The sequence below is a fragment of the Kosakonia quasisacchari genome, assembly GCF_004331415.1.
Taxonomy (GTDB): domain Bacteria; phylum Pseudomonadota; class Gammaproteobacteria; order Enterobacterales; family Enterobacteriaceae; genus Kosakonia; species Kosakonia quasisacchari.
This window is the reverse complement of the sequence record NZ_SJOP01000005.1, coordinates 73,187-96,620: the sequence shown is the minus strand read 5'-3', so window position 1 is coordinate 96,620 and position 23,434 is coordinate 73,187. Positions and strand designations below refer to the sequence as shown.

The following is a 23,434-nucleotide window of genomic DNA, read 5'->3' as shown; positions in this document are numbered from 1 at the left end:
ATTGCAGTTCAGAACAAAAAAGGTGCGAGCTAACACGCAAAAAAACGGGCCTGCGGCCCGTTCAAAAGTGAGGACTAACGAAAGCGCATTGACAGGTCGAGAGCGCGAACATGTTTGGTAAGCGCCCCCACAGAGATGTAATCAACACCGGTTTCGGCGAATTCGCGCAGGGTTTCCTGTGTCACGTTGCCGGAAACTTCCAGCCGCGCCTGGCCGTTGGTGCGCTTCACGGCTTCACGCATTTGTTCGGTGGTGAAGTTATCCAGCATGATGATGTCCGCCCCGGCTTTCAGGGCGTCATCCAGCTCAGAAAGCGATTCCACCTCGATTTCGACCGGCACATCAGGATGCATCCAGAAGGCTTGCTCCACCGCCTTACGTACAGAACCCGCAGCGATAATATGGTTCTCTTTGATCAAAAATGCATCCGAAAGGCCAAGCCGATGGTTCGCGCCGCCGCCGCACAGCACCGCATATTTTAGGGCGGTGCGCAGCCCTGGCAACGTTTTGCGGGTATCCAGCAGTTGTGTTTTGGTACCGTTGAGCAGTTCCACATAGCGGCGAACTTCGCTGGCGACACCGGAAAGTGTCTGGACAAAATTGAGCGCGGTACGTTCGCCGGTCAACAACGCGCGCGAGGGGCCTTCAAGCTCAAATAGCGGTTGGTCGGCGTAAATCGCGTCGCCATCCGCGACATGCCAGGTGACAGCGACATCATCGCCCGCCAGTTGAATAAAGACCTCTTCAACCCAGCGTTTGCCGCAGAATACGCCATCTTCACGGGTAATAATCACCGCATGAGAGCGGTTCTCTGGCGGTAACAATTGCGCGGTAATGTCGTTATTTGCATCGACTTCTCCACCCAGGTCTTCACGCAGCGCCTGAGCCACTGCGGCGGGGATATCCAGCTCGATGCGTTCGAGCAGCGCGTCACGTCGGTGATCGGGGTTATAGCGGCGAGGCGGCATGATAAACTCCAAAAAGGGTAACGAATCACAAAGTTAGGTGATGTCCTGCTGGCAACGCCATTACGGGACACAGTGCAAACATGCTACTCTGAAGCGTGTTTCAGCACCATCCTCTATAAGGAGTTCCTTATGCAGTTATGCAAGGGCTGGCTGGTCGAGGCGCGGCATGTGCCGTCTCCCCACTTTGATTGCCGCCCGGACGATGAACAGCCTTCATTGCTGGTGGTACATAATATTAGCTTGCCCCCCGGCAAATTTGGCGGCCCATGGATAGACGCGCTGTTCACCGGCACGCTGGATGCCAGCGCCGATCCCTTCTTTGAAGAGATTGTTCATCTGCGTGTTTCCGCGCACTGTCTGATTCGCCGCGACGGCGAGATTGTGCAGTATGTGCCTTTCGATAAACGCGCCTGGCATGCGGGCGTCTCTTCGTATCATGGGCGGGAACGCTGTAACGACTTTTCCATTGGTATCGAGCTTGAAGGCACCGATCATCTGCCTTATACCGATGCACAATACCGCCAACTGGCGGCAGTAACACGAACGGTGATTGAGCTTTACCCGTCGATTGCCGACAATATGACCGGGCATAGCGATATTGCCCCCGATCGCAAGACCGATCCCGGGCCGGCTTTTGATTGGGCGAGATTTCGTGCGTTGGTTGCCGGTATGTCAGAAAAGGAGATGCCATGACGTTATTCACCCTGTTGCTGGTGTTAGCAGCAGAACGGCTGTTTAAACTGGGGGAACACTGGCAACTGGATCATCGGCTGGAGGTGCTGTTCCGGCGGGTAAAACACTACTCTATGATCAGAACGTTGCTGATGACCGCGCTGGCGATGCTGGTCACCTTCCTGATTTTGCGTGCATTGTATGGGCTGTTTTTCAATGTGCCGTTGCTGGTGGTGTGGATTTTACTCGGTGCGTTGTGTATCGGTGCGGGTAAAGTGCGGCTGCATTATCACGCCTATCTGAAAGCAGCAGCGCGCAACGATGCTCATGCCCACACGGCGATGGCGAACGAGCTGACGTTGATTCACGGCGTACCGCCAGGTTGCGATGAGCGCGAGTTTCTACGTGAGTTGCAAAACGCGCTGGTGTGGATCAACTTCCGTTTTTACCTTGCACCGCTGTTCTGGTTTATCGTCGGTGCTTCGTGGGGGCCGGTGTTGCTGGTGGGTTACGCGTCACTGCGTGCCTGGCAATACTGGCTGGCGCGTTATAAAACGCCAACCGAGCGTCAACAGTCGGGCATTGATGCGATTTTACATCTGCTGGATTGGGTGCCGGTGCGCCTGGCGGGTGTGGTGTATGCGCTGGTCGGGCACGGCGAAAAAGCGCTGCCGGCCTGGTTTGCTTCGTTGGGCGATCGCCATACCTCGCAGTACCAGGTACTGACGCGTCTCGCACAGTTCTCGCTGGCGCGCGAGCCGCATACAGATAAAGTCGAAACGCCGAAAGCCGCTGTCTCGATGGCGAAGAAAACGTCGCTGGTACTGGTGGTCGTGGTGGCGTTGTTGACGATTTACGGCACGCTGATTTAACCGCGTGCCGCAGTATCACTGATTATCCGCCGCCGGGATGCCGAAATCGGGCATCCCGTTTTCTTGCCAGCGGATTGTTTTCAGGCGGGTATGGCGATTGGGATCGTAGAGCGGATCGCCTTCAATTTCGGTGTAATTCCGCGCGTGATAAACCAGAATATCTTCCCCGTCCGGTGTTTGCGTAAAACTGTTGTGCCCCGGGCCGTACTGGCGGTTTTCATCACTGGTTTTAAACACCGGCTGCGGCGACTTATGCCAGTTTTCCGGATCCTGCGGGTTGGCGGTGATAGCGATCCACAACAAGCCCATACAGTAGTTTTCATCGGTGGCGCTGGCGGAATAACTCACAAAGAGTTTATCGCCGTGGAACAAAACCGCCGGGCCTTCATTGACCAGAAAACCACGACACTCCCAGTCAAACTCCGGTTTGCTTAACATTACCGGTTCGCCTTTCAGCGTCCATGGATTTTCCATTTCCGCCAGATAGAGATTGGAATTACCGGCAATATCCGGCGCTTTTTGCGCCCACAAGTACCAACGTTTCCCCTGATGCTCAAAGGTCGTGGCATCCAGCGCAAACGTATCGAAAGGTGTTTTCACCTGGCCTTTTTCGACCCAGCGCCCACTGAGCGGGTCGGCATCCGCACACTCCAGTACAAACATGCGGTGCTGGAACATATTCAGCGCGTCCAGCGCTTTGGTGTATGTCGCGGCAAAGTAGAGATACCATTTGCCATCAATATGATGCAGCTCCGGCGCCCAGATAAGCTCGCTCATCGGGCCGCTTTGCGGTTTGCGCCAGACTACGCTTGCCTGAGCGTGACGCAGGCCTTCCAGCGTGGCGGCGCGGCGGATCTCCAGCCGGTCATATTCCGGCACCGAGGCCACGAAGTAATACTCGCCTTGATGGTGCAGGATAAACGGGTCGGCGCGCTGTTCAATAAACGGGTTCGGCCAGTTATTCATTATGCATTCCTTACGTTATCGCCCGCCGGTACCTGCTGATTTTCGGTCAGCTCATGGTAGTTGATGCGGCGTTTTTCCAGATCCGCCTGGATCTGTTTCATCAGTTCACGGTCGACTTTCAGCAGGCGTACCACGCCTGCGGTGATCAGGTAGCCCACGCCTGGAATAATGGTAAACAACAGCATAATACCGTTAATGGCGCTGGCGCTTTGTTGCTTGGCTCCGGCGTCATAGCCGTACCACGAGAGCAGGAAACCGACCATCGCCCCGGCAACTGCCAGACCTACTTTCAGGAAGAACAAGTTGCCGGAGAAACTGATACCGGTAATGCGTTTGCCGGTTTTCCACTCACCGTAATCATCAACGTCAGCCATCAGCGACCAGTGCAGCGGGGAAGGGATCTGATGCAGGATGTTTAGCAGGAAGTAGAGCACCACAATCAGTACCGTGGCGTGCGGGTCAAAGAAGTAAAAGGCGCCGGAGAAGAACGCCAGCACGATGTTGGTCCAGAAGAAGACTTTCAGCTTACACCAGCGGTCGGTCAGCACTTTTGCCAGCATGCTGCCAAGCATCATGCCGACAACGCCGAGGCTAATAAACAGCGTAGCGAAATGGGTGCTTTCCCCCATTACCCAGGTGACGTAATACATGGTGGCCGCCATGCGGATAAAACCAGGGCAAACGTTGCAGAGTGTCAGCAGCAGGATGCGTACCCATTGGTCGTTTTTCCATACGTCTTTGAAATCTTTCTTCAAATCGTCGTTGGTTGGCACCGCCGGGCGGATACGTTCACGCACGGTGGCGAAGCAGAACAGGAACATGCACATGCCGATAAACGCCAGCACCGTCATCGCCATCTGGTAGCCTTTGGCTTTATCCGCACCGCCAAACCACTCGGCCATTGGCAGCAGCGTGAGCGACAGCAGCAATGTTGCAATGCCAACCATCACAAAGCGATACGACTGGCAGGCGACACGCTCTTTCGGGTCGTTGGTGATAACACCACCCAGCGAGCAGTAGGGGATATTGATCGCGGTATAGGTCAGCGACAGCAGGAAATAGGTAATAAAGGCATAGATAACTTTGCTGTTGTAGGTCCACTCCGGCGTGGTGAACATCAGCACACTGAAGACGGCGTAAGGCACGGCTATCCACAACAGCCACGGGCGAAAACGACCATATTTGCTTTGTGTACGGTCAGCGAGCGCTCCCATTAGCGGGTCAGTCACCGCATCAATCACGCGTATCGACAGCAGTAATACCCCGACCAGCGCGGGTGCGAGGCCGAAGATATCAGTATAGAAATAGTTAACAAACAGCATGATAGCGCCAAAGATGATGTTGCATCCGGCATCGCCCATGCCATAGCCAATCTTTTCTTTAACAGACAGTTTGTTGTCCATTGCCGGTTCTCCCTTTGAGATATGGCATGAAGTATTTGTCTGTGAATTTTTGTTTGCGTAGCAGGATCAGGCCGCAGAGATGGACAAAACAGCTATGTAAAGAAAAGTGTGAGGAAGGTAACGCTGTGATAACAACCCTCTCCCGGGCGGGAGAGGGCAGAACGGATAAGGATTAATGCGCTTTCACGGCATTGGCATTTTTCTGCTTCAGCAGGTAGCCGACGCCAAGGACGGCAATCCACACCGGGATCAGGTAGACCGAGATCGCCATGCCGTCTGTCATCAGCATGATTACCAGCACCGCCGCCATAAAGATCAGGCAGATCCAGTTACCCACCGGGTAGAACAGCGCCGGGAAGCGTGGTGTGACGCCTTGCTGCTGCTTGGCGCGACGAAAACGCATGTGCGCCAGGCTAATCATTGCCCAGTTGATCACCAGCGCGGAAACCACCAGCGCCATCAGCAGGCCAAACGCGGATTCCGGCGCGAAGTAGTTGATCACTACGCACAGCGCGGTAAACAGCGCAGAAGTGAGGATAGTGTTCACCGGTACGCCGCGCTTATCCACTTGTTGCAGCATTTTCGGCGCATTGCCCTGTTTTGCCAGGCCGAACAGCATGCGGCTGTTGCAATACACGCAGCTGTTATAAACCGACAGCGCGGCAGTCAGCACCACAATGTTCAACGCATTGGCCACAAACGAGTCGCCCAGTTCATGGAAAATCAGCACAAACGGGCTGGTATCCGAGGTAACGCGTGTCCACGGCATTAAAGAGAGCAGCACGGCCAGCGAACCGACATAGAAAATCAGGATGCGATAGATAACCTGATTGGTGGCTTTTGGAATGCTCTGTTCCGGGTTATCGGCTTCTGCGGCGGTGATCCCCACCAGTTCCAGACCACCGAACGAGAACATGATGATCGCCATCATCATCACCAGCCCACCGATGCCGTGCGGCAGGAAACCGCCCTGTTCCCACAAGTTACGCACGGTGGCCTGCGGGCCCGCGCTACCGCTAAACAGCAACCAGCCGCCAAAGACGATCATCGCCACAACGGCGAAAACCTTAATAATGGCAAACCAGAACTCCATCTCACCAAACACTTTAACGTTGGTCAGGTTGATGGCGTTGATAATGACAAAGAATACGGCGGCGGAGACCCAGGTGGGGATTTCTGGCCACCAGAACTGAACATATTTCCCTACGGCGGTGAGTTCCGCCATCGCCACCAGCACGTACAGCACCCAGTAGTTCCAGCCGGAAGCAAAGCCTGCGAAGCTGCCCCAATATTTGTAAGCGAAGTGGCTGAATGAGCCAGCCACCGGCTCTTCAACGACCATTTCGCCAAGCTGGCGCATGATCAAAAACGCGATAAAACCGGCAATGGCATAGCCCAGAATGATCCCCGGGCCGGCAGATTGAATGACGGATGCGCTGCCCAGAAACAGGCCAGTCCCAATAGCGCCACCCAGCGCGATAAGCTGAATGTGGCGGTTCTTAAGGCCGCGCTTTAGCTGATCGCCGTGCTGTTGACCTTCCATTATGAAACCTCGTGTGTGGTTGTTATCTGTACGCTGTGGTTTGCGTGTAATAAATAAATTCCGTTTTTGTATTTTTTAGTTTACGAAATGTCGACGGGAATTTTCGTCAATCCCTTTCATAGGGCTCAGAATAGTGATAAGTGCGCGGGAATGCATCTGCTTTATGAAACTCAGATGACGAGCGAGTAAAAAAGAAACCGTTTCTGAGTAACCCATTTACCCCTCATTGAGTTCATTTTCACTTTTTATGCATATTTAAAGAATGACTATTCACTTATTTATCAACTGAATCGGTTCATATGCCTTAATTGGCGTTTCATAAAAGTTAAAACTGCCTCTTTCGTGGTAAACGAGGCATTTGTGCAAGGTTACATCTTTGAAACGCTATTTCTGTAACATTGTTAAAATGTGTGTGGTTTCCTGATTTCAATCAAAACCTGTATGGACAGAAGGTGAATACTTTGTTACTTTAGCGTCAAGAACATGAAATTGGTAAGACCAATTGACTCCGGGCGAGTGGCAGAGACAGGGAACAATGGCCTACAACAAAATCCGCCAACCAAAACTTTCCGATGTGATTGAGCAGCAACTGGAATTTTTGATTCTCGAAGGTACCTTGCGTCCCGGTGAGAAACTGCCTCCAGAGCGCGAACTGGCCAAACAGTTCGATGTTTCTCGTCCTTCACTGCGCGAGGCCATTCAGCGCCTCGAAGCGAAAGGTTTGCTCCTTCGTCGCCAGGGTGGCGGTACTTTTGTCCAAAGCAGCCTGTGGCAAAGCTTCAGCGATCCGCTGGTTGAGCTTCTGGCCGATCATCCCGAATCCCAATTTGACCTGCTTGAAACCCGCCACGCGCTGGAAGGCATTGCTGCATATTATGCGGCGCTGCGCAGCACCGATGAAGACAAAGCGGGGATTGGCGAGCTGCACCAGGCCATTGAGCGGGCGCAGCAGTCAGGGGATTTGGATGCGGAATCCAGTGCCGTTGTGCAGTATCAAATAGCCGTAACCGAGGCGGCACATAATGTTGTGCTGCTTCATCTGCTACGCTGCATGGAGCCAATGTTGGCGCAAAACGTTCGTCAGAACTTCGAATTGCTGTACGCGCGCCGCGAAATGCTGCCGCTTGTCAGCACCCATCGTTCGAGTATTTTCGCGGCGATCATGGCCGGGAAGCCGGAAGAGGCGCGTGAAGCGTCGCACCGCCACCTGGCGTTTATTGAAGAGATTTTGCTGGACCGGAGCCGTGAGCAGAGCCGCCGTGAGCGCTCGCTTCGCCGGTTAGAGCAGAGAAAGAATTAAGATTTTCTGGTGCAGGTTGTACCAGAAGAGTTGTAACACCAGCGCCAAACTTTAGAGCGCGGCAACTAAACGCAGAACCTGTCTTATTGCACTTTTATGGCTGCCAATGAAAGGCATGAGAATGCAATGGGACAGGTTCCAGACAAATCAACGTATTAGATAGATAAGGAATACCCCCCATGTCAGAACGTTTCCAAAATGACGTGGATCCGATCGAAACTCGCGACTGGCAACAGGCGATCGAATCGGTCATCCGTGAAGAAGGTGTTGAGCGTGCTCAGTATCTGATTGACCAGCTCCTTTCTGAAGCCCGCAAAGGCGGTGTGAAAGTGGCAGCTGGCACAGGGGCGAGCAACTATGTAAACACTATTGCCGTTGAAGATGAACCGGAATACCCGGGCAATCTGGAACTGGAACGCCGCATTCGTTCAGCTATCCGCTGGAACGCAATCATGACGGTTCTGCGTGCGTCCAAAAAAGACCTTGAGCTGGGCGGCCACATGGCGTCCTTCCAGTCTTCCGCGACCGTTTATGAAGTTTGCTTCAACCACTTCTTCCGCGCGCGTAACGAGAAAGACGGCGGCGACCTGGTGTACTTCCAGGGCCACATCTCTCCTGGCATCTACGCACGTGCATTCGTTGAAGGTCGTCTGACTGAAGAGCAGATGAACAACTTCCGTCAGGAAGTTCACGGTAAAGGCCTCTCCTCTTACCCGCACCCGAAACTGATGCCGGAATTCTGGCAGTTCCCGACCGTCTCCATGGGCCTGGGCCCGATTGGTGCGATCTATCAGGCGAAGTTCCTGAAATATCTGGAACACCGTGGTCTGAAAGATACCTCTGAACAAACCGTTTACGCCTTCCTTGGCGACGGTGAGATGGATGAGCCGGAATCCAAAGGCGCTATTACCATCGCCACCCGTGAAAAACTGGACAACCTCTGCTTCATCATCAACTGTAACTTGCAGCGTCTGGATGGCCCGGTAACCGGTAACGGTAAAATCATCAACGAACTGGAAGGCATCTTCAGCGGTGCTGGCTGGAACGTTATCAAGGTGATGTGGGGCGGTCGTTGGGATGAACTGCTGCGTAAAGACACCAGCGGTAAACTGATCCAACTGATGAACGAAACCGTTGACGGCGACTACCAGACCTTCAAATCCAAAGATGGCGCGTACGTTCGTGAGCACTTCTTCGGTAAATACCCGGAAACCGCAGCGCTGGTTGCAGACTGGACTGATGAGCAGATCTGGGCACTGAACCGTGGCGGCCACGATCCGAAGAAAGTTTACGCGGCACTGAAAAAAGCGCGTGAAACCAAAGGTAAAGCGACTGTTATCCTGGCCCACACCATCAAAGGTTACGGCATGGGCGATACCGCAGAAGGTAAAAACATCGCGCACCAGGTTAAGAAAATGAACATGGACGGCGTGCGTTATATCCGCGATCGTTTCAATGTTCCGGTTACCGATGAGCAGGTTGAAAATCTGTCTTACATCACCTTCCCGGAAGGTTCTGAAGAGCATAAATACCTGCACGAACGTCGCCAGGCGCTGAAAGGCTACCTGCCGTCTCGTCAGCCGAACTTCACCGAGAAACTGGATCTGCCTACGCTGGAAGACTTCTCCCAGTTGCTGGAAGAGCAGAACAAAGAGATCTCCACCACTATCGCTTTCGTTCGTGCCCTGAACGTGATGCTGAAGAACAAGTCGATCAAAGATCGTCTGGTTCCGATTATCGCCGACGAAGCGCGTACTTTCGGTATGGAAGGTCTGTTCCGTCAGATTGGTATTTACAGCCCGAACGGCCAGCAGTACACCCCGCAGGACCGTGAGCAGGTTGCTTACTACAAAGAAGACGAGAAAGGTCAGATCCTGCAGGAAGGTATCAACGAACTGGGTGCTGGCGCATCCTGGCTGGCGGCTGCGACCTCTTACAGCACCAACAACCTGCCGATGATCCCGTTCTACATCTACTACTCCATGTTCGGGTTCCAGCGTATCGGCGACCTGTGCTGGCAGGCTGGCGACCAACAGGCTCGCGGCTTCCTGGTAGGCGGGACTTCCGGTCGTACGACGCTTAACGGCGAAGGTCTGCAGCACGAAGATGGTCACAGCCACATTCAGTCGCTGACTATCCCGAACTGTATCTCTTATGACCCGTCTTACGCGTACGAAGTGGCAGTCATCATGCATGACGGTCTGACCCGTATGTACGGTGAGAAACAAGAGAACGTTTACTACTACATCACCACGCTGAACGAAAACTACCACATGCCGGCCATGCCGGAAGGTGCCGAGGAAGGTATCCGTAAAGGTATCTACAAACTCGAAACTGTTGCTGGTAGCAAAGGTAAAGTTCAGCTGCTGGGCTCCGGTTCTATCCTGCGTCACGTGCGTGAAGCAGCGCAGATCCTGGCGAACGACTACGGCGTGGGCTCTGACGTGTACAGCGTCACCTCCTTCACTGAACTGGCGCGTGATGGCCAGGATTGTGAGCGCTGGAACATGCTGCACCCGCTGGAAACTCCGCGCGTTCCGTACATCGCTCAGGTGATGAACGACGCACCGGCTGTGGCATCAACTGACTATATGAAACTGTTCGCCGAGCAGGTTCGTACTTACGTACCGGCTGATGATTACCGCGTACTGGGTACCGATGGCTTCGGTCGCTCCGACAGCCGTGAAAACCTGCGTCACCACTTCGAAGTTGATGCTTCTTACGTGGTGGTAGCAGCACTGGGCGAACTGGCTAAACGTGGCGAAATCGACAAGAAAGTGGTGGCGGAAGCAATCACCAAATTCAACATCGATGCAGAAAAAGTTAACCCGCGTCTGGCGTAAGAGGTAAAGAGATAATGGCTATCGAAATCAAAGTACCGGACATCGGGTCTGATGAAGTTGAAATCACCGAGATTCTGGTCAAAGTAGGCGACAAAGTTGAAGCTGAACAGTCGCTGATCACTGTAGAGGGCGACAAAGCCTCTATGGAAGTCCCGTCTCCGCAGGCTGGCGTTGTTAAAGAGATCAAAGTCTCTGTCGGCGACAAAACCGAGACGGGCAAACTGATCATGATTTTCGATTCCGCCGAGGGCGCAGCAGCCGCTGCACCTGCTCCGGCAGAAGAGAAGAAGGACGCCGCTCCGGCCGCTGCTGCACCGGCAGCCGCGGCAGCAAAAGAAGTGAACGTGCCTGACATCGGCGGTGACGAAGTCGAAGTCACCGAAATCCTGGTGAAAGTGGGCGACACCGTTGCGGCAGAGCAATCTTTGATTACTGTAGAGGGCGACAAAGCCTCTATGGAAGTTCCGGCGCCGTTCGCAGGCACCGTGAAAGAGATCAAAATCAACACCGGCGACAAAGTCTCTACTGGCTCGCTGATCATGGTCTTTGAAGTGGCGGGTGCTGCACCTGCTGCGGCCCCGGCTCAGGCAGCCGCTCCGGCTGCGGCGAGCGCACCGGCAGCCGCGGCTGGCCCGAAAGAAGTTAACGTACCGGATATCGGCGGCGACGAAGTTGAAGTCACCGAAGTGCTGGTGAAAGTGGGCGACAAAGTTTCTGCTGAACAGTCTCTGATCACCGTAGAAGGCGATAAAGCCTCCATGGAAGTCCCGGCACCGTTCGCCGGTACCGTGAAAGAGCTGAAAGTGAATGTGGGCGACAAAGTCTCCACTGGCTCCCTGATCATGGTGTTCGAAGTGGAAGGCGCTGCGCCTGCCGCAGCCCCGGCTGCTGCTCCGGCATCTGCTGCCCCGGCTCAGGCTGCTAAACCTGCTGCGAAAGCAGACGGTAAATCTGACTTCGCGGAAAACGACGCTTACGTCCACGCTACCCCGCTGATCCGCCGCCTGGCGCGCGAATTCGGCGTCAACCTGGCGAAAGTGAAAGGCACCGGTCGTAAAGGCCGTATCCTGCGCGAAGACGTTCAGGCTTACGTGAAAGACGCGGTGAAACGCGCTGAATCCGCACCTGCTGCTGGCGCGACTGGTGGTTCTCTGCCGGGTCTGCTGCCGTGGCCGAAAGTGGACTTCAGCAAGTTTGGTGAAATCGAAGAAGTGGAACTGGGCCGTATCCAGAAAATCTCTGGTGCCAACCTGAGCCGTAACTGGGTGATGATCCCGCACGTTACGCACTTCGACAAAACCGATATCACCGATCTGGAAGCGTTCCGTAAACAGCAGAACGCCGAAGCTGAGAAGCGCAAACTGGATGTGAAATTCACCCCGGTTGTCTTCATCATGAAAGCCGTTGCTGCCGCGCTTGAGCAAATGCCTCGCTTCAACAGCTCGCTGTCTGAAGATGCACAGCGTTTGACGCTGAAGAAATACATCAACATCGGTGTCGCGGTAGATACTCCGAACGGCCTGGTTGTTCCGGTCTTTAAAGACGTGAACAAGAAGAGCATTACCGAGTTGTCTCGCGAACTGACCGTGATTTCCAAGAAAGCGCGTGACGGTAAGCTGACCGCTGGCGAAATGCAGGGCGGTTGCTTCACCATCTCCAGCATCGGCGGCCTGGGGACTACCCACTTCGCACCGATTGTTAACGCGCCGGAAGTGGCTATCCTGGGCGTCTCCAAATCTGCAATGGAGCCGGTCTGGAACGGTAAAGAGTTCGTACCGCGTCTGATGATGCCGATTTCGCTCTCCTTCGACCACCGTGTGATTGACGGTGCTGATGGTGCGCGCTTTATCACCATCATCAACAACATGCTGTCTGACATTCGCCGTCTGGTGATGTAATCGAAGAAGCCGGCCTGACGGCCGGCTTTTTTCTGGTAATCTCATAGGGCTGTTGGGGTTATCAGGGGCAAAAGGACAAATCGTTTGCCGTTTGTTGTTTCAAAATTGTTAACAATTTTGTAAACTGCGGGCGGATAGAACGTCCCGGTGGATGAAGGGCGACATGAAGTACCCCTGACCGCCGGAAATCAATAAGAGGTCATGATGAGTACTGAAATCAAAACTCAGGTCGTGGTACTTGGGGCAGGCCCGGCAGGTTACTCTGCTGCCTTCCGTTGCGCTGATTTAGGTCTGGAAACCGTCATCGTTGAACGTTACAACACTCTCGGCGGTGTTTGTCTGAACGTGGGTTGTATCCCTTCTAAAGCGCTGCTGCACGTTGCAAAAGTTATCGAAGAAGCCAAAGCGCTGGCTGAACACGGTATCGTCTTCGGCGAACCGAAAACCGATATCGACAAGATTCGTACCTGGAAAGAGAAAGTGATCACTCAGCTGACCGGCGGTCTGGCGGGTATGGCGAAAGGCCGTAAAGTGAAAGTGGTCAACGGTCTGGGTAAATTCACCGGGGCGAACACCCTGGAAGTGGAAGGCGAAAACGGCAAAACCGTGATCAACTTCGACAACGCTATCATCGCGGCGGGTTCCCGTCCGATCCAACTGCCGTTCATTCCGCATGAAGATCCGCGCGTATGGGATTCTACCGACGCTCTGGAGCTGAAATCTGTACCAAAACGCCTGCTGGTTATGGGTGGCGGTATCATCGGTCTGGAAATGGGCACCGTGTACCATGCGCTGGGTTCAGAGATTGACGTGGTTGAAATGTTCGACCAGGTTATCCCGGCTGCTGACAAAGACATCGTGAAAGTCTTCACCAAACGCATCGGTAAGAAATTCAACCTGATGCTGGAAACCAAAGTGACCGCCGTTGAAGCGAAAGAAGACGGCATTTACGTTTCCATGGAAGGCAAAAAAGCCCCTGCTGAAGCGCAGCGTTATGACGCCGTGCTGGTGGCTATCGGTCGTGTGCCGAACGGTAAAAACCTCGACGCGGGCAAAGCAGGCGTGGAAGTGGACGACCGTGGCTTTATCCGCGTTGACAAACAGCTGCGCACCAATGTGCCGCACATCTTTGCTATCGGCGATATCGTCGGTCAGCCGATGCTGGCGCACAAAGGCGTGCATGAAGGCCATGTTGCCGCTGAAGTTATCGCCGGTAAAAAGCACTATTTCGATCCGAAAGTTATCCCGTCTATCGCCTACACCGAGCCAGAAGTTGCATGGGTGGGGCTGACCGAGAAAGAAGCGAAAGAGAAAGGCATCAGCTACGAAACCGCCACCTTCCCGTGGGCAGCTTCTGGCCGTGCTATCGCTTCTGACTGCGCAGACGGTATGACCAAACTGATTTTCGACAAAGAGACGCACCGTGTTATCGGTGGCGCGATTGTCGGCACCAACGGCGGCGAGCTGCTGGGTGAAATCGGTCTGGCTATCGAAATGGGCTGCGATGCGGAAGATATCGCGCTGACCATTCACGCGCACCCGACGCTGCATGAGTCCGTCGGTCTGGCGGCTGAAGTGTTCGAAGGTAGCATTACCGACCTGCCGAACCCGAAAGCGAAGAAAAAGTAAGTTTCGCCAGTTTGAGATAAGGCAGCCTGTGGGCTGCTTTTTTTTGCTTCTTTTCCGTTGACTGGAGCCAGGCCAGCGTGCTGAAAGTCGACAAAATGGATCTGCGAGAAACCCAGGGATACCGGAAAAGTGGTTACGAAGGTGCGGCACTGCGTCAGGGTACTTCCGGTATCAAGCTGCAAACCAGCACCGAAGAAGGCAACCGCGCGAAATACCAGACTCGCGTCGTTTCTAACGCGAACAAAGTGAACCTGAAATTCGAAGAAGCCAAACCGGCTCTCGAAGCACAACTGGCGAAGTCCGTCGCTAACATCATGTAAGCCACTTTTGCATTCCACATGATGAATGCATGGGTAGCCTAAAATAGGCGAGTCAGGTAACTGGCTCGCTTTTTTTATTGTTTTCCGTGATGAATTTGGTGTTTTCATCCGGGAAGTATAAAGATTGTGCAAAAACTGCCGATGTTAGGTGACTACCACTATCGGTGAGAGAGGGAGTTTCATCGTCATGATCCGCGGACTTAGTTTTGCCTTACAGCTGCCTTCTGTGACGCGCGTGAGCGCGACAACACAGGTTGGAGCTGCTGCTCGTGCCGCCAACAGCAATAACGCCGTCGCCAACAATAACACCTCGGCGAAAGTGATGTTTGGTAGCCAGACTTCAGAGATTTCGGCTGTTTATAGCCTGTCACCGAAAAAAATGAGCACTAATGTCGCACAGCAGTCCAACCCTATTATCGAAGGGCTGATGCAATCGGCCCTGGGCGGGGCTTCGGTTTCCTCAATGGCTGGCCTTGGCAGCGCGCTGCTTGACAATCTGAAGGATAACCGTGGGGATTTCACGCAGGTACTGACCGGGGTGAACACTGATGTGGCTACCAGTGCGGGCGCGAATAAATCTGCAGTGACGCTTAGCATTGCCACCAAATCCGGATCGACCGTTCACCTGACAATGACCCAGCAGGACGATGGCATCGCGGTTGAGGTGAAAACGGAAGGCGGTGCGCTAAATGATGATGATGCAGCGGCAGTGGCAAAGCTCGGTGATGCGTTGAGCAAAGCACTCAGTGGATTGGGAGAACAACCGCCGAAACTGGATATCTCCGGTTTAACCAACTTTGACAGCAAACTGTTGAAATCCGTCGATCTGAAAACGGATATGCGCAATGGCGATGATTCACTGCAATCGCTTAATTTCCATGCCGATAGTAAAGAACGCGCGGTTGCCTACCAGGACAGAGACTTCTCGCTGAAGATGAGCAGCGACATGACGAAACCTGCGCTCTCCGGGAGCTACGGCCAACAGCAACTGGCGCTGAAAGCGTATGACGATAAATTCGACAAAGCGCGTATTGCCGGCAATGGCGATCGTGGCCAGATGGAAGCGATGAAATCCGTATTCCGTGCGCTGAACACCACCCGCGACGCGGAAAGCGCTAAAACCACTGCAGGGCAAAATCTCACTCTTGATACGAACGGCGTTTCGCAATTAAGCGGGCTGAATGATTTTTCGCTGTCGCTCGTACAAACCGAGAAATCACCTAACCCGTTGCATGAAGAAGAGAAAGATCGCTTCGCTTATACCGCTTCGCAGTCTTCCGAAGAGCAGGCGCGCGATGATGGCTCGAAAACCGTGAAACAGACGACGCGCAGCCATCTGAGCGCCGCCTGGCATGAAGCTATCGACCCGTCGATTCCGCTGGCACTGAACAAAATGAAGTCGTCGCAAAACTACTTCTACCATCTGGTGGAAAACGATGAAGAGAACACCACCACGCTCAACTATAACGGTCGCGGGCAACTGGCAAGCGTCGGTCATAACGAGCAGGTGAACAACCGCTCAACGGTGCAAAAATACGTGCTGGATAAGCTGGTGGATCAAACCGTCACCCCGGAAAAATATTCCAACAGCAACGTGCGTTCGTTGTTAGGTTCGGCGTAACAGCCGCGTAACCAAACGGCTCTGCGGAGCCGTTTTCCTTTCCTGCGGGCGAGGATTCTCTGTCGTTAAAACCTTCTCCCGTCTGCTTTATTCCGTCCTTAACGATTCAGCAAGTATTTAATGTTGCTTTTTTGTAAACGGATTAACACCCCCTGAAAATCCTGCTATGCTGCCCGACGCGGTTCGCGGATTTACCCTACAAACTGCTGTCTCACAGGAGCGTGAAGAGAAACGCCTGCCGCATTATGACAATGAGAGCGAGGAGAACCGTCGTGCTAGAAGAATACCGTAAGCACGTAGCTGAACGTGCCGCTGAGGGGATTGCGCCAAAACCATTAGATGCAACCCAAATGGCAGGGCTTGTCGAGCTGCTGAAGAACCCGCCTGCTGGCGAAGAAGAATTTCTGATTGACCTGCTGGCTAACCGTGTCCCACCGGGCGTTGATGAAGCTGCCTATGTAAAAGCTGGTTTCCTTGCCGCTATCGCCAAAGGCGATGCCACCTCCCCGCTGGTTACCCCTGAAAAAGCGATCGAACTGCTGGGCACCATGCAGGGCGGCTACAACATTCACCCGCTGATTGATGCGCTGGAAAGTGAAAAGCTCGCGCCGATCGCCGCGAAAGCGCTGTCTCACACGCTGCTGATGTTTGATAACTTCTACGACGTGGAAGAGAAAGCGAAAGCAGGCAACGCGTACGCTAAACAGGTAATGCAGGCATGGGCCGATGCCGAATGGTTCCTGAGCCGCCCGGCGCTGGCAGAGAAAATCACCGTTACCGTTTTCAAAGTGACGGGTGAAACTAACACCGATGACCTTTCTCCGGCACCCGATGCCTGGTCGCGCCCGGATATCCCGCTGCACGCGCTGGCAATGCTGAAAAACGCCCGTGAAGGCATTGAGCCGGATCAGCCAGGTGCCGTTGGCCCGATCAAACAGATCGAAGCCCTGGCGAAAAAAGGTTTCCCGCTGGCCTATGTGGGTGATGTGGTGGGTACCGGTTCATCACGTAAATCCGCCACCAACTCGGTGTTGTGGTTTATGGGCGACGACATTCCTTTTGTGCCGAACAAACGCGGCGGCGGCCTGGTGCTTGGCGGCAAAATCGCGCCAATTTTCTTTAACACCATGGAAGATGCAGGCGCGCTGCCGATCGAAGTGGATGTTAATAGCCTGAACATGGGCGACGTCATTGACGTTTACCCGTTCAAAGGCGAAGTGCGTAACCACGAAACCGGTGAGTTGCTGGCGAGCTTCGAACTGAAAACCGATGTGCTGATTGACGAAGTGCGCGCCGGTGGCCGTATTCCGCTGATTATCGGCCGTGGCTTGACCACCAAAGCGCGTGAAGCGCTGGGCTTGCCGCACAGCGACGTTTTCCGTCAGGCGAAAGATGTGGCTGAAAGCAGCCGTGGTTATTCGCTGGCGCAAAAAATGGTTGGCCGTGCCTGCGGCGTGGACGGTGTCCGCCCTGGCGCTTACTGCGAACCGAAGATGACCTCTGTGGGTTCTCAGGATACCACCGGGCCGATGACGCGTGATGAGCTGAAAGACCTGGCGTGCCTGGGCTTCTCCTCGGATCTGGTGATGCAGTCCTTCTGCCACACGGCGGCGTATCCGAAGCCGGTTGACGTCACCACGCACCACACGCTGCCGGACTTCATTATGAACCGTGGCGGTGTTTCCCTGCGTCCGGGCGATGGCGTTATCCACTCCTGGCTGAACCGTATGCTGCTGCCGGATACCGTTGGTACCGGTGGTGATTCGCATACCCGTTTCCCGATCGGTATCTCCTTCCCGGCGGGTTCTGGTCTGGTGGCGTTTGCCGCCGCGACCGGTGTGATGCCGCTGGATATGCCGGAATCGGTGCTGGTGCGCTTTAAAGGCAAAATGCAGCCGGGTATTACGCTGCGCGATCTGGTACATGCGATTCCGCTGTATGCGATCAAACAGGGTCTGCTGACCGTTGAGAAGAAAGGCAAGAAAAACATCTTCTCTGGCCGCATTCTCGAGATCGAAGGTCTGCCGGATCTGAAAGTCGAGCAGGCGTTTGAGCTGACCGATGCTTCTGCTGAGCGTTCCGCTGCTGGTTGTACCATTAAGCTGAACAAAGAGCCGATTATCGAGTATCTGAACTCCAACATCGTGCTGCTGAAATGGATGATTGCCGAAGGTTACGGCGACCGCCGTACGCTGGAGCGCCGTATCCAGGGCATGGAGAAATGGCTGGCCGATCCGCAACTGCTGGAAGCGGATGCCGATGCGGAATACGCAGCGGTGATCGATATCGATCTGGCGGAAATCAAAGAGCCGATCCTCTGTGCGCCGAACGATCCGGACGACGCGCGTCTGCTTTCTGATGTGCAGGGTGCGAGCATCGATGAAGTGTTCATCGGTTCTTGCATGACCAACATCGGTCACTTCCGTGCCGCAGGTAAGCTGCTGGATACCCACAAAGGTCAGCTGCCGACCCGCCTGTGGGTTGCGCCGCCGACCCGTATGGACGCGGCGCAGTTAACGGAAGAGGGCTACTACAGCGTATTTGGTAAGAGCGGTGCGCGTATTGAGATCCCGGGTTGCTCGTTGTGCATGGGTAACCAGGCGCGTGTCGCAGACGGCGCGACGGTGGTTTCCACCTCTACCCGTAACTTCCCGAACCGTTTAGGTACGGGTGCGAACGTCTACCTGGCTTCTGCGGAGCTGGCGGCGGTTTCGGCGCTGATCGGTAAACTGCCAACGCCGGATGAGTATCTCCACTTTATGGCGCAGGTGGATAAAACCGCTGTCGATACTTACCGTTACCTTAATTTTGACCAGTTGAATCAGTACACCGAAAAAGCGGACGGCGTGATTTTCCAGACTGCCGTCTGACAGTGAAAGCCACCCTGCGGGGTGGCTTTTTTTTTGCCCGCCTGTTCGTATTCCCGTCGCTAAAACGCATCCCGCGCTTACTTTCTCTACGCCTGAGCGGATATTTTTCCTCGCTTCCGGCTGCTGCGCTTTTTTTCTTGTATTGTGCTGCGATAATTACTGCATAGGCGGCTATTTGGCCTGCATGAGGAAGCGATTATGGATTACGAATTTTTGCGTGATAACACCGGCGTGGTAAAGGTGCGCATGTCGATGGGCCACGAAGTGGTGGGGCACTGGTTCAATGAAGAAGTGAAAGAGAACCTGGCGCTGCTGGATGAAGTGGAGCAGGCGGCGAAAACGGTGAAAGGCAGCGAACGTTCCTGGCAACGTGCGGGTCATGAGTACACGCTGTGGCTGGATGGCGAAGAGGTCATGATTCGCGCGAACCAGCTGGAATTTTCCGGCGATGAAATGGAAGAGGGAATGAGTTACTACGATGAAGAGAGCCTGTCGCTGTGCGGCGTTGAGGATTTTCTTCAGGTGGTAGCGGCCTACCGGCAATTCCTCCAGCAGCGTTAATCAGGGCGCGTCCTTGCGCTCCTGGTGCGTTACACGGCCGGAATGTTGCGGCCGTAGTAGATCTCGCGCATCTCTTTCCACAGCGCTTCGGTGATCTCTTTACGTTCTTGCGGCGTTAAATCTTCCGGTTTGGTATGAAACATGTAGTGCTTAAGGTCGAACTCTTTAAGCAACATCTTGGTATGGAAGATATTTTCCTGATACACGTTGACGTCCACCATGTCATACAGCGATTTCATATCATCCGACATAAAGTTCTGAATCGAATTAATCTCATGATCGATAAAGTGTTTCAGGCCGTTGACGTCGCGGGTAAAGCCGCGCACGCGGTAATCGACGGTAACAATGTCGGATTCAAGCTGATGGATCAGGTAGTTCAGCGCTTTCAGCGGTGAAATCACGCCGCAGGTTGAGACTTCAATATCCGCACGGAAAGTACACAAACCGCCTTCCGGGTGGCTTTCCGGGTAGGTATGTACGCAGATATGGCTTTTATCGAGGTGCGCCACCACCGCTTCCGGCAGCGGGCCGGGATGCTCGGTTTTGTCGATAAGCTGCGGATCGACAGGCTCTTCGCTCACCAGAATGGTTACGCTCGCGCCTTGCGGCTCGTAATCCTGGCGGGCAATGTTCAAAATATTCGCGCCAATAATGTTACAGGTTTCCGTGAGGATCTCCGTCAAACGGTTGGCATTGTAGAGTTCATCGATATAGGCAATATAGCCATCACGCTCTTCTGCGGTTTTGGCATAGCAAATGTCGTAGATACAAAAACTCAGGCTTTTGGTCAGGTTGTTAAAGCCATGTAGTTTAAGCTTTTTCAATTTTTATCACCCCCTTAGTGTTACTGTGCAGCCAGTGCATCGTGTAAATATTGCGGCAGGGCAAAAGCCGCCGTGTGAATCGCCGGGTTGTAGTAGCGGCAGGTGAGATTGGCACTGTGGAAACGGGCGGCAATAATCTCGGTCGAGAGATGGCGCAGCGCCTCGTTATCCGTTGCCCAGGCGAATGTCATAATGCCGCCGTAATAGGTTGGCACCGCCGCCTGATAGAAACCGACGTCGCTGAAATAGTGACCGAGCTTGCGGTGGCTGCCGACCACTTCCTCTTGCTGTAAGAAGCTGACGCCATTTTGCGCGACAAAGATCCCGCCAGGGTTCAGGCAGCGTTTGCAACCTTCATAAAACGCCGAGGTGAACAGGCTCTCACCTGGCCCAATAGGATCGGTACAGTCCGAGATAATCACGTCAAACGTTTGGTCAGTGTGAGTAACAAAGTTCACGCCGTCGTCGATCACCAGCGTAAAACGCGGATCGTCATAGGCGCCCGCATTGTGCTTTGGCAGATACTGGCGGCAGAAAGAGACGACGCCAGCGTCGATTTCTACCATGGTGATGGTTTCAATATTTTTATGGCGGGTGACTTCGCGCAGCATGGCGCCATCGCCGCCGCCGATGATCAGCACATGTTTCGCGTGGCCGTGCGCCAGCAGCGGAACATGGGTCATCATTTCGTGATAGATAAACTCGTCGCGTTCGGTGGTTTGCACCACGCCATCCAGCGCCATGACGCGGCCAAAAGCGGCGTTCTCGAAAATAATCAGATCCTGATGATCGGTCTTTTCGCGATACAGCACCTTATCAACGGCAAAGTATTGACCAAAATGGTCGTGCAGCGTCTCTTGCCATACGTTGTTATCGGCCATCGGTAGCTCCTTTGTTAACACCCGCGAAAAACGGGCGCAACATCATAGCTAACTCTGATTAGCGATGCACGGTCAAAAGTTCACCGTTATTTGACGTAGGCGAGAAGGCTCAGGGAATCACGAGCGAGGGCTTTACACTTTTTGGCGGTCGGAATGCCAATACCGCTGAGATCGCGGTAACTCTCTTCACCAAGCGATTTCATGTCCCATGTGTCATAGTTGCTGAGATCCCACTGATTTTGCTGGGCGAAAAAAACCAGTGCGCGGCGGATCTGCCCATTAGGTAAGTTGTTATAACCGCAGTCGTTTTTCAAAAATACGAACACTGCCGTGAGATCGGCCATGTCTTCAGCTTCGGATTCACTCAGTGCGTAACTGTTGGCGGAGACAGCCAGCAAGCTGCCCAGGACAATTGTTCTGAAAAACGTCTTCATTATTTCTACCACGGCGTAACGGAAATTAAACGTTAGCACAGTCCGGATATGGCGACGATATTTATTATTGCCTCTTTTCTTGACCTTCCGGCAGGGGGAGGGTTTAAGCTCAAAAGATGACCTGCAATCGATAAGGAAATGCCCATGCAACGCCGAGATTTCTTGAAATATTCCGCTGCGCTGGGGGTGATGAGCGCGCTGCCGCTGTGGAGCCGTTCGCTGTTCGCCGCTGAGCGCCCCGCATTGCCCATCCCGCCATTACTCACCGCCGACGCGCAAAACCGCATCGTGTTAACGGTGCAGGCGGGCGAAACCCTGTTTGGCAATAAACGCGCCGCTACCTGGGGTTACAGCGGTGCGCTGTTAGGCCCGGCGCTTCAGCTCCGCCAGGGGCGTGAGGTTACCGTTGATATCCGCAATACGCTTGCTGAAGAGACCACCGTGCACTGGCACGGCGTTGAGGTGCCGGGCGAGGTCGATGGCGGGCCGCAAGGCATCATTAAACCCGGCGGTAGCCGAACGGTGACGTTTACCCCGACACAGCAGGCGGCGACGTGCTGGTTCCACCCGCATCAACATGGCAAAACCGGTCGACAAGTTGCGATGGGGTTAGCGGGGCTGGTGCTGATTGAGGATGAAAACAGCCGTAAGTTGCACCTGCCGCAACAGTGGGGCATTGATGACGTTCCAGTTATCGTGCAGGACAAAAAATTCACCGCCAATGGGCAGATTGACTACCAACTGGATGTGATGAGCGCGGCTGTTGGCTGGTTTGGCGATACGCTGCTGACTAACGGTGCCATTTATCCACAACATTCCGCTCCGCGCGGCTGGCTGCGCTTGCGTTTGTTGAACGGTTGCAATGCGCGTTCACTGAAGTTTGCCACCAGCGATCAACGCCCGCTGTATGTAGTAGCGAGCGATGGCGGTTTGCTTGGTGAACCGGTGAAAGTGAGTGAATTACCGGTGCTGATGGGCGAGCGCTTTGAAGTGCTGGTCGATATCAGCAATGGTAAACCGTTCGATCTGATTACCTTACCGGTTCAGCAGATGGGGATGACCGTTGCGCCGTTTGACCAGCCGCATCCGGTGCTGCGCATCCAACCATTACAAGTGACCGCTTCCGGTACGTTACCGGATACGCTGGCGACACTGCCGGGTTTACCCGCGCTTGAAGGATTAACGCAGCGCACGTTGCTGCTGTCGATGGATCCGATGCTCGACATGATGGGCATGCAGGCGCTACAGCAGAAGTATGGCGATAGCGCGATGGCCGGGATGATGGGCCACGGGCAGATGGGTAATATGCAAATGGGTCATGGCCAGATGAACCATAGCCAGATGGGCAACATGCAGATGGGTCATGGTCAGATGGATCATAGCCAGATGGGCAACATGAAAATGGATAGCGGCCAGATGAACCACGGCGGCAACGGCTTTGATTTCCATAACGCCAACCGCATCAACGGCAAAGCCTTTGATATGGCGACCCCGCAATTTGCTGCGCAAAAAGGGCAGTATGAGCGCTGGGTGATTTCCGGCGAGGGCGACATGATGTTGCACCCGTTCCATATTCACGGCACGCAGTTCCGCATTCTGTCGGAAAATGGTAAACCGCCAGCGGCGCATCGCGCAGGCTGGAAAGATACGGTTGAAGTGTATGGCGCGCGCAGTGAAGTGTTAGTGCGTTTCCAGCATGACGCACCGAAAGAATTTGCTTATATGGCGCACTGCCACCTGCTGGAACATGAAGATACCGGGATGATGTTAGGGTTTACGGTTTAACGCTTAACGTTCTGCTTCATCCGGCGGCTAACGGTCGCAGAAAA

The 23,434-nt window shown here is 54.1% G+C and carries 17 protein-coding genes and 1 pseudogene; 11 read left to right on the top strand and 7 right to left on the bottom strand.

Features of this window, described 5'->3' with window-relative positions; translation table 11 throughout:
* Window positions 1–74: 74 nt before the first annotated feature.
* Window positions 75–968, bottom strand: coding sequence for a carboxylating nicotinate-nucleotide diphosphorylase (gene nadC / locus E0L21_RS07160; protein WP_131408049.1), 894 nt, complete (start codon window positions 966–968; stop codon window positions 75–77).
* 129 nt (window positions 969–1,097) lie between these two features.
* Here nadC and ampD point away from each other — a divergent pair, with 129 nt between their 5' ends.
* Entirely contained in the window at window positions 1,098–1,661 is a 564-nt protein-coding gene (gene ampD, locus E0L21_RS07155) for a 1,6-anhydro-N-acetylmuramyl-L-alanine amidase AmpD (RefSeq protein WP_131408047.1), read from the top strand.
* On the top strand, window positions 1,658–2,512 hold the full coding sequence (gene ampE / locus E0L21_RS07150; protein WP_131408045.1) for a beta-lactamase regulator AmpE: 855 nt from the start codon (window positions 1,658–1,660) through the stop codon (window positions 2,510–2,512). The genes ampD and ampE overlap by 4 nt, the downstream gene beginning before the upstream one ends.
* A 15-nt stretch (window positions 2,513–2,527) precedes the next feature.
* Here the strand turns inward: ampE and E0L21_RS07145 are convergent, their stop codons facing one another.
* From E0L21_RS07145 to aroP, 3 genes are all read right to left on the bottom strand, one after another.
* A complete protein-coding gene (locus tag E0L21_RS07145; RefSeq protein ID WP_131408043.1) occupies window positions 2,528–3,478 on the bottom strand; it encodes a glycoside hydrolase family 43 protein in 951 nt (316 codons plus the stop codon).
* On the bottom strand, window positions 3,478–4,881 hold the full coding sequence (locus E0L21_RS07140; protein WP_131408041.1) for a glycoside-pentoside-hexuronide (GPH):cation symporter: 1,404 nt from the start codon (window positions 4,879–4,881) through the stop codon (window positions 3,478–3,480). Before E0L21_RS07140 ends, E0L21_RS07145 begins: the two co-directional genes overlap by 1 nt.
* Window positions 4,882–5,053: 172 nt before the next feature.
* Window positions 5,054–6,427, bottom strand: coding sequence for an aromatic amino acid transporter AroP (aroP, locus tag E0L21_RS07135; protein ID WP_131408039.1), 1,374 nt, complete (start codon window positions 6,425–6,427; stop codon window positions 5,054–5,056).
* Between the two features lie 532 nt (window positions 6,428–6,959).
* Between aroP and pdhR the strand changes: the two genes are divergently transcribed.
* From pdhR to yacL, 8 genes and pseudogenes are all read left to right on the top strand, one after another.
* Complete coding sequence (pdhR, locus tag E0L21_RS07130) at window positions 6,960–7,724, top strand: pyruvate dehydrogenase complex transcriptional repressor PdhR (RefSeq protein ID WP_131408037.1); 765 nt, start codon at window positions 6,960–6,962, stop codon at window positions 7,722–7,724.
* A gap of 179 nt (window positions 7,725–7,903) precedes the next feature.
* Window positions 7,904–10,567 carry a pyruvate dehydrogenase (acetyl-transferring), homodimeric type gene (aceE, locus tag E0L21_RS07125; protein WP_131408035.1) on the top strand — a complete coding sequence of 888 codons (2,664 nt, stop codon included), beginning with the start codon at window positions 7,904–7,906 and terminating at the stop codon, window positions 10,565–10,567.
* Between the two features lie 14 nt (window positions 10,568–10,581).
* Window positions 10,582–12,465, top strand: coding sequence for a pyruvate dehydrogenase complex dihydrolipoyllysine-residue acetyltransferase (gene aceF, locus E0L21_RS07120; protein WP_131408033.1), 1,884 nt, complete (start codon window positions 10,582–10,584; stop codon window positions 12,463–12,465).
* A 204-nt stretch (window positions 12,466–12,669) separates the two neighbouring features.
* Window positions 12,670–14,094: a dihydrolipoyl dehydrogenase gene (gene lpdA, locus E0L21_RS07115; RefSeq protein WP_025263731.1), complete on the top strand. Its 1,425-nt coding sequence runs from the start codon at window positions 12,670–12,672 to the stop codon at window positions 14,092–14,094.
* Window positions 14,095–14,156: 62 nt separating this feature from the next.
* Window positions 14,157–14,414: pseudogene (traT, locus tag E0L21_RS07110) on the top strand (complement resistance protein TraT); the annotation flags it as partial.
* 187 nt (window positions 14,415–14,601) lie between these two features.
* Window positions 14,602–16,035, top strand: a complete 1,434-nt coding sequence (locus E0L21_RS07105) for a hypothetical protein (RefSeq protein WP_131408031.1) — start codon at window positions 14,602–14,604, stop codon at window positions 16,033–16,035.
* 272 nt (window positions 16,036–16,307) lie between these two features.
* Window positions 16,308–18,905 (top strand): bifunctional aconitate hydratase 2/2-methylisocitrate dehydratase, encoded by a 2,598-nt coding sequence (acnB, locus tag E0L21_RS07100; RefSeq protein ID WP_131408029.1) that lies wholly within the window; start codon window positions 16,308–16,310, stop codon window positions 18,903–18,905.
* 198 nt (window positions 18,906–19,103) lie between these two features.
* Window positions 19,104–19,466 (top strand): protein YacL, encoded by a 363-nt coding sequence (yacL, locus tag E0L21_RS07095; protein WP_131408027.1) that lies wholly within the window; start codon window positions 19,104–19,106, stop codon window positions 19,464–19,466.
* Between the two features lie 29 nt (window positions 19,467–19,495).
* On the opposite strand, the gene speD is transcribed toward yacL, so the two are convergent.
* The 3 genes from speD to E0L21_RS07080 form a co-directional block, all read right to left on the bottom strand.
* Window positions 19,496–20,290: an adenosylmethionine decarboxylase gene (gene speD, locus E0L21_RS07090; protein ID WP_131408025.1), complete on the bottom strand. Its 795-nt coding sequence runs from the start codon at window positions 20,288–20,290 to the stop codon at window positions 19,496–19,498.
* Window positions 20,291–20,310: 20 nt separating this feature from the next.
* On the bottom strand, window positions 20,311–21,171 hold the full coding sequence (gene speE, locus E0L21_RS07085) for a polyamine aminopropyltransferase (RefSeq protein WP_131408023.1): 861 nt from the start codon (window positions 21,169–21,171) through the stop codon (window positions 20,311–20,313).
* 86 nt (window positions 21,172–21,257) lie between these two features.
* On the bottom strand, window positions 21,258–21,605 hold the full coding sequence (locus E0L21_RS07080) for a YacC family pilotin-like protein (protein WP_020456577.1): 348 nt from the start codon (window positions 21,603–21,605) through the stop codon (window positions 21,258–21,260).
* 144 nt (window positions 21,606–21,749) lie between these two features.
* Between E0L21_RS07080 and cueO the strand changes: the two genes are divergently transcribed.
* Entirely contained in the window at window positions 21,750–23,390 is a 1,641-nt protein-coding gene (gene cueO / locus E0L21_RS07075) for a multicopper oxidase CueO (RefSeq protein WP_131408021.1), read from the top strand.
* Window positions 23,391–23,434: the final 44 nt, after the last annotated feature.

Bases quoted from the DNA above. Each gene is read 5' to 3' on its own strand.
- nadC (WP_131408049.1), bottom strand. From the start codon at position 968: ATGCCGCCTCGCCGCTATAACCCCGATCACCGACGTGACGCGCTGCTC.
- ampD (WP_131408047.1), top strand. From the start codon at position 1,098: ATGCAGTTATGCAAGGGCTGGCTGGTCGAGGCGCGGCATGTGCCGTCT.
- ampE (WP_131408045.1), top strand. From the start codon at position 1,658: ATGACGTTATTCACCCTGTTGCTGGTGTTAGCAGCAGAACGGCTGTTT.
- E0L21_RS07145 (WP_131408043.1), bottom strand. From the start codon at position 3,478: ATGAATAACTGGCCGAACCCGTTTATTGAACAGCGCGCCGACCCGTTT.
- E0L21_RS07140 (WP_131408041.1), bottom strand. From the start codon at position 4,881: ATGGACAACAAACTGTCTGTTAAAGAAAAGATTGGCTATGGCATGGGC.
- pdhR (WP_131408037.1), top strand. From the start codon at position 6,960: ATGGCCTACAACAAAATCCGCCAACCAAAACTTTCCGATGTGATTGAG.
- aceE (WP_131408035.1), top strand. From the start codon at position 7,904: ATGTCAGAACGTTTCCAAAATGACGTGGATCCGATCGAAACTCGCGAC.
- aceF (WP_131408033.1), top strand. From the start codon at position 10,582: ATGGCTATCGAAATCAAAGTACCGGACATCGGGTCTGATGAAGTTGAA.
- lpdA (WP_025263731.1), top strand. From the start codon at position 12,670: ATGAGTACTGAAATCAAAACTCAGGTCGTGGTACTTGGGGCAGGCCCG.
- E0L21_RS07105 (WP_131408031.1), top strand. From the start codon at position 14,602: ATGATCCGCGGACTTAGTTTTGCCTTACAGCTGCCTTCTGTGACGCGC.
- yacL (WP_131408027.1), top strand. From the start codon at position 19,104: ATGGATTACGAATTTTTGCGTGATAACACCGGCGTGGTAAAGGTGCGC.
- speE (WP_131408023.1), bottom strand. From the start codon at position 21,171: ATGGCCGATAACAACGTATGGCAAGAGACGCTGCACGACCATTTTGGT.
- E0L21_RS07080 (WP_020456577.1), bottom strand. From the start codon at position 21,605: ATGAAGACGTTTTTCAGAACAATTGTCCTGGGCAGCTTGCTGGCTGTC.
- cueO (WP_131408021.1), top strand. From the start codon at position 21,750: ATGCAACGCCGAGATTTCTTGAAATATTCCGCTGCGCTGGGGGTGATG.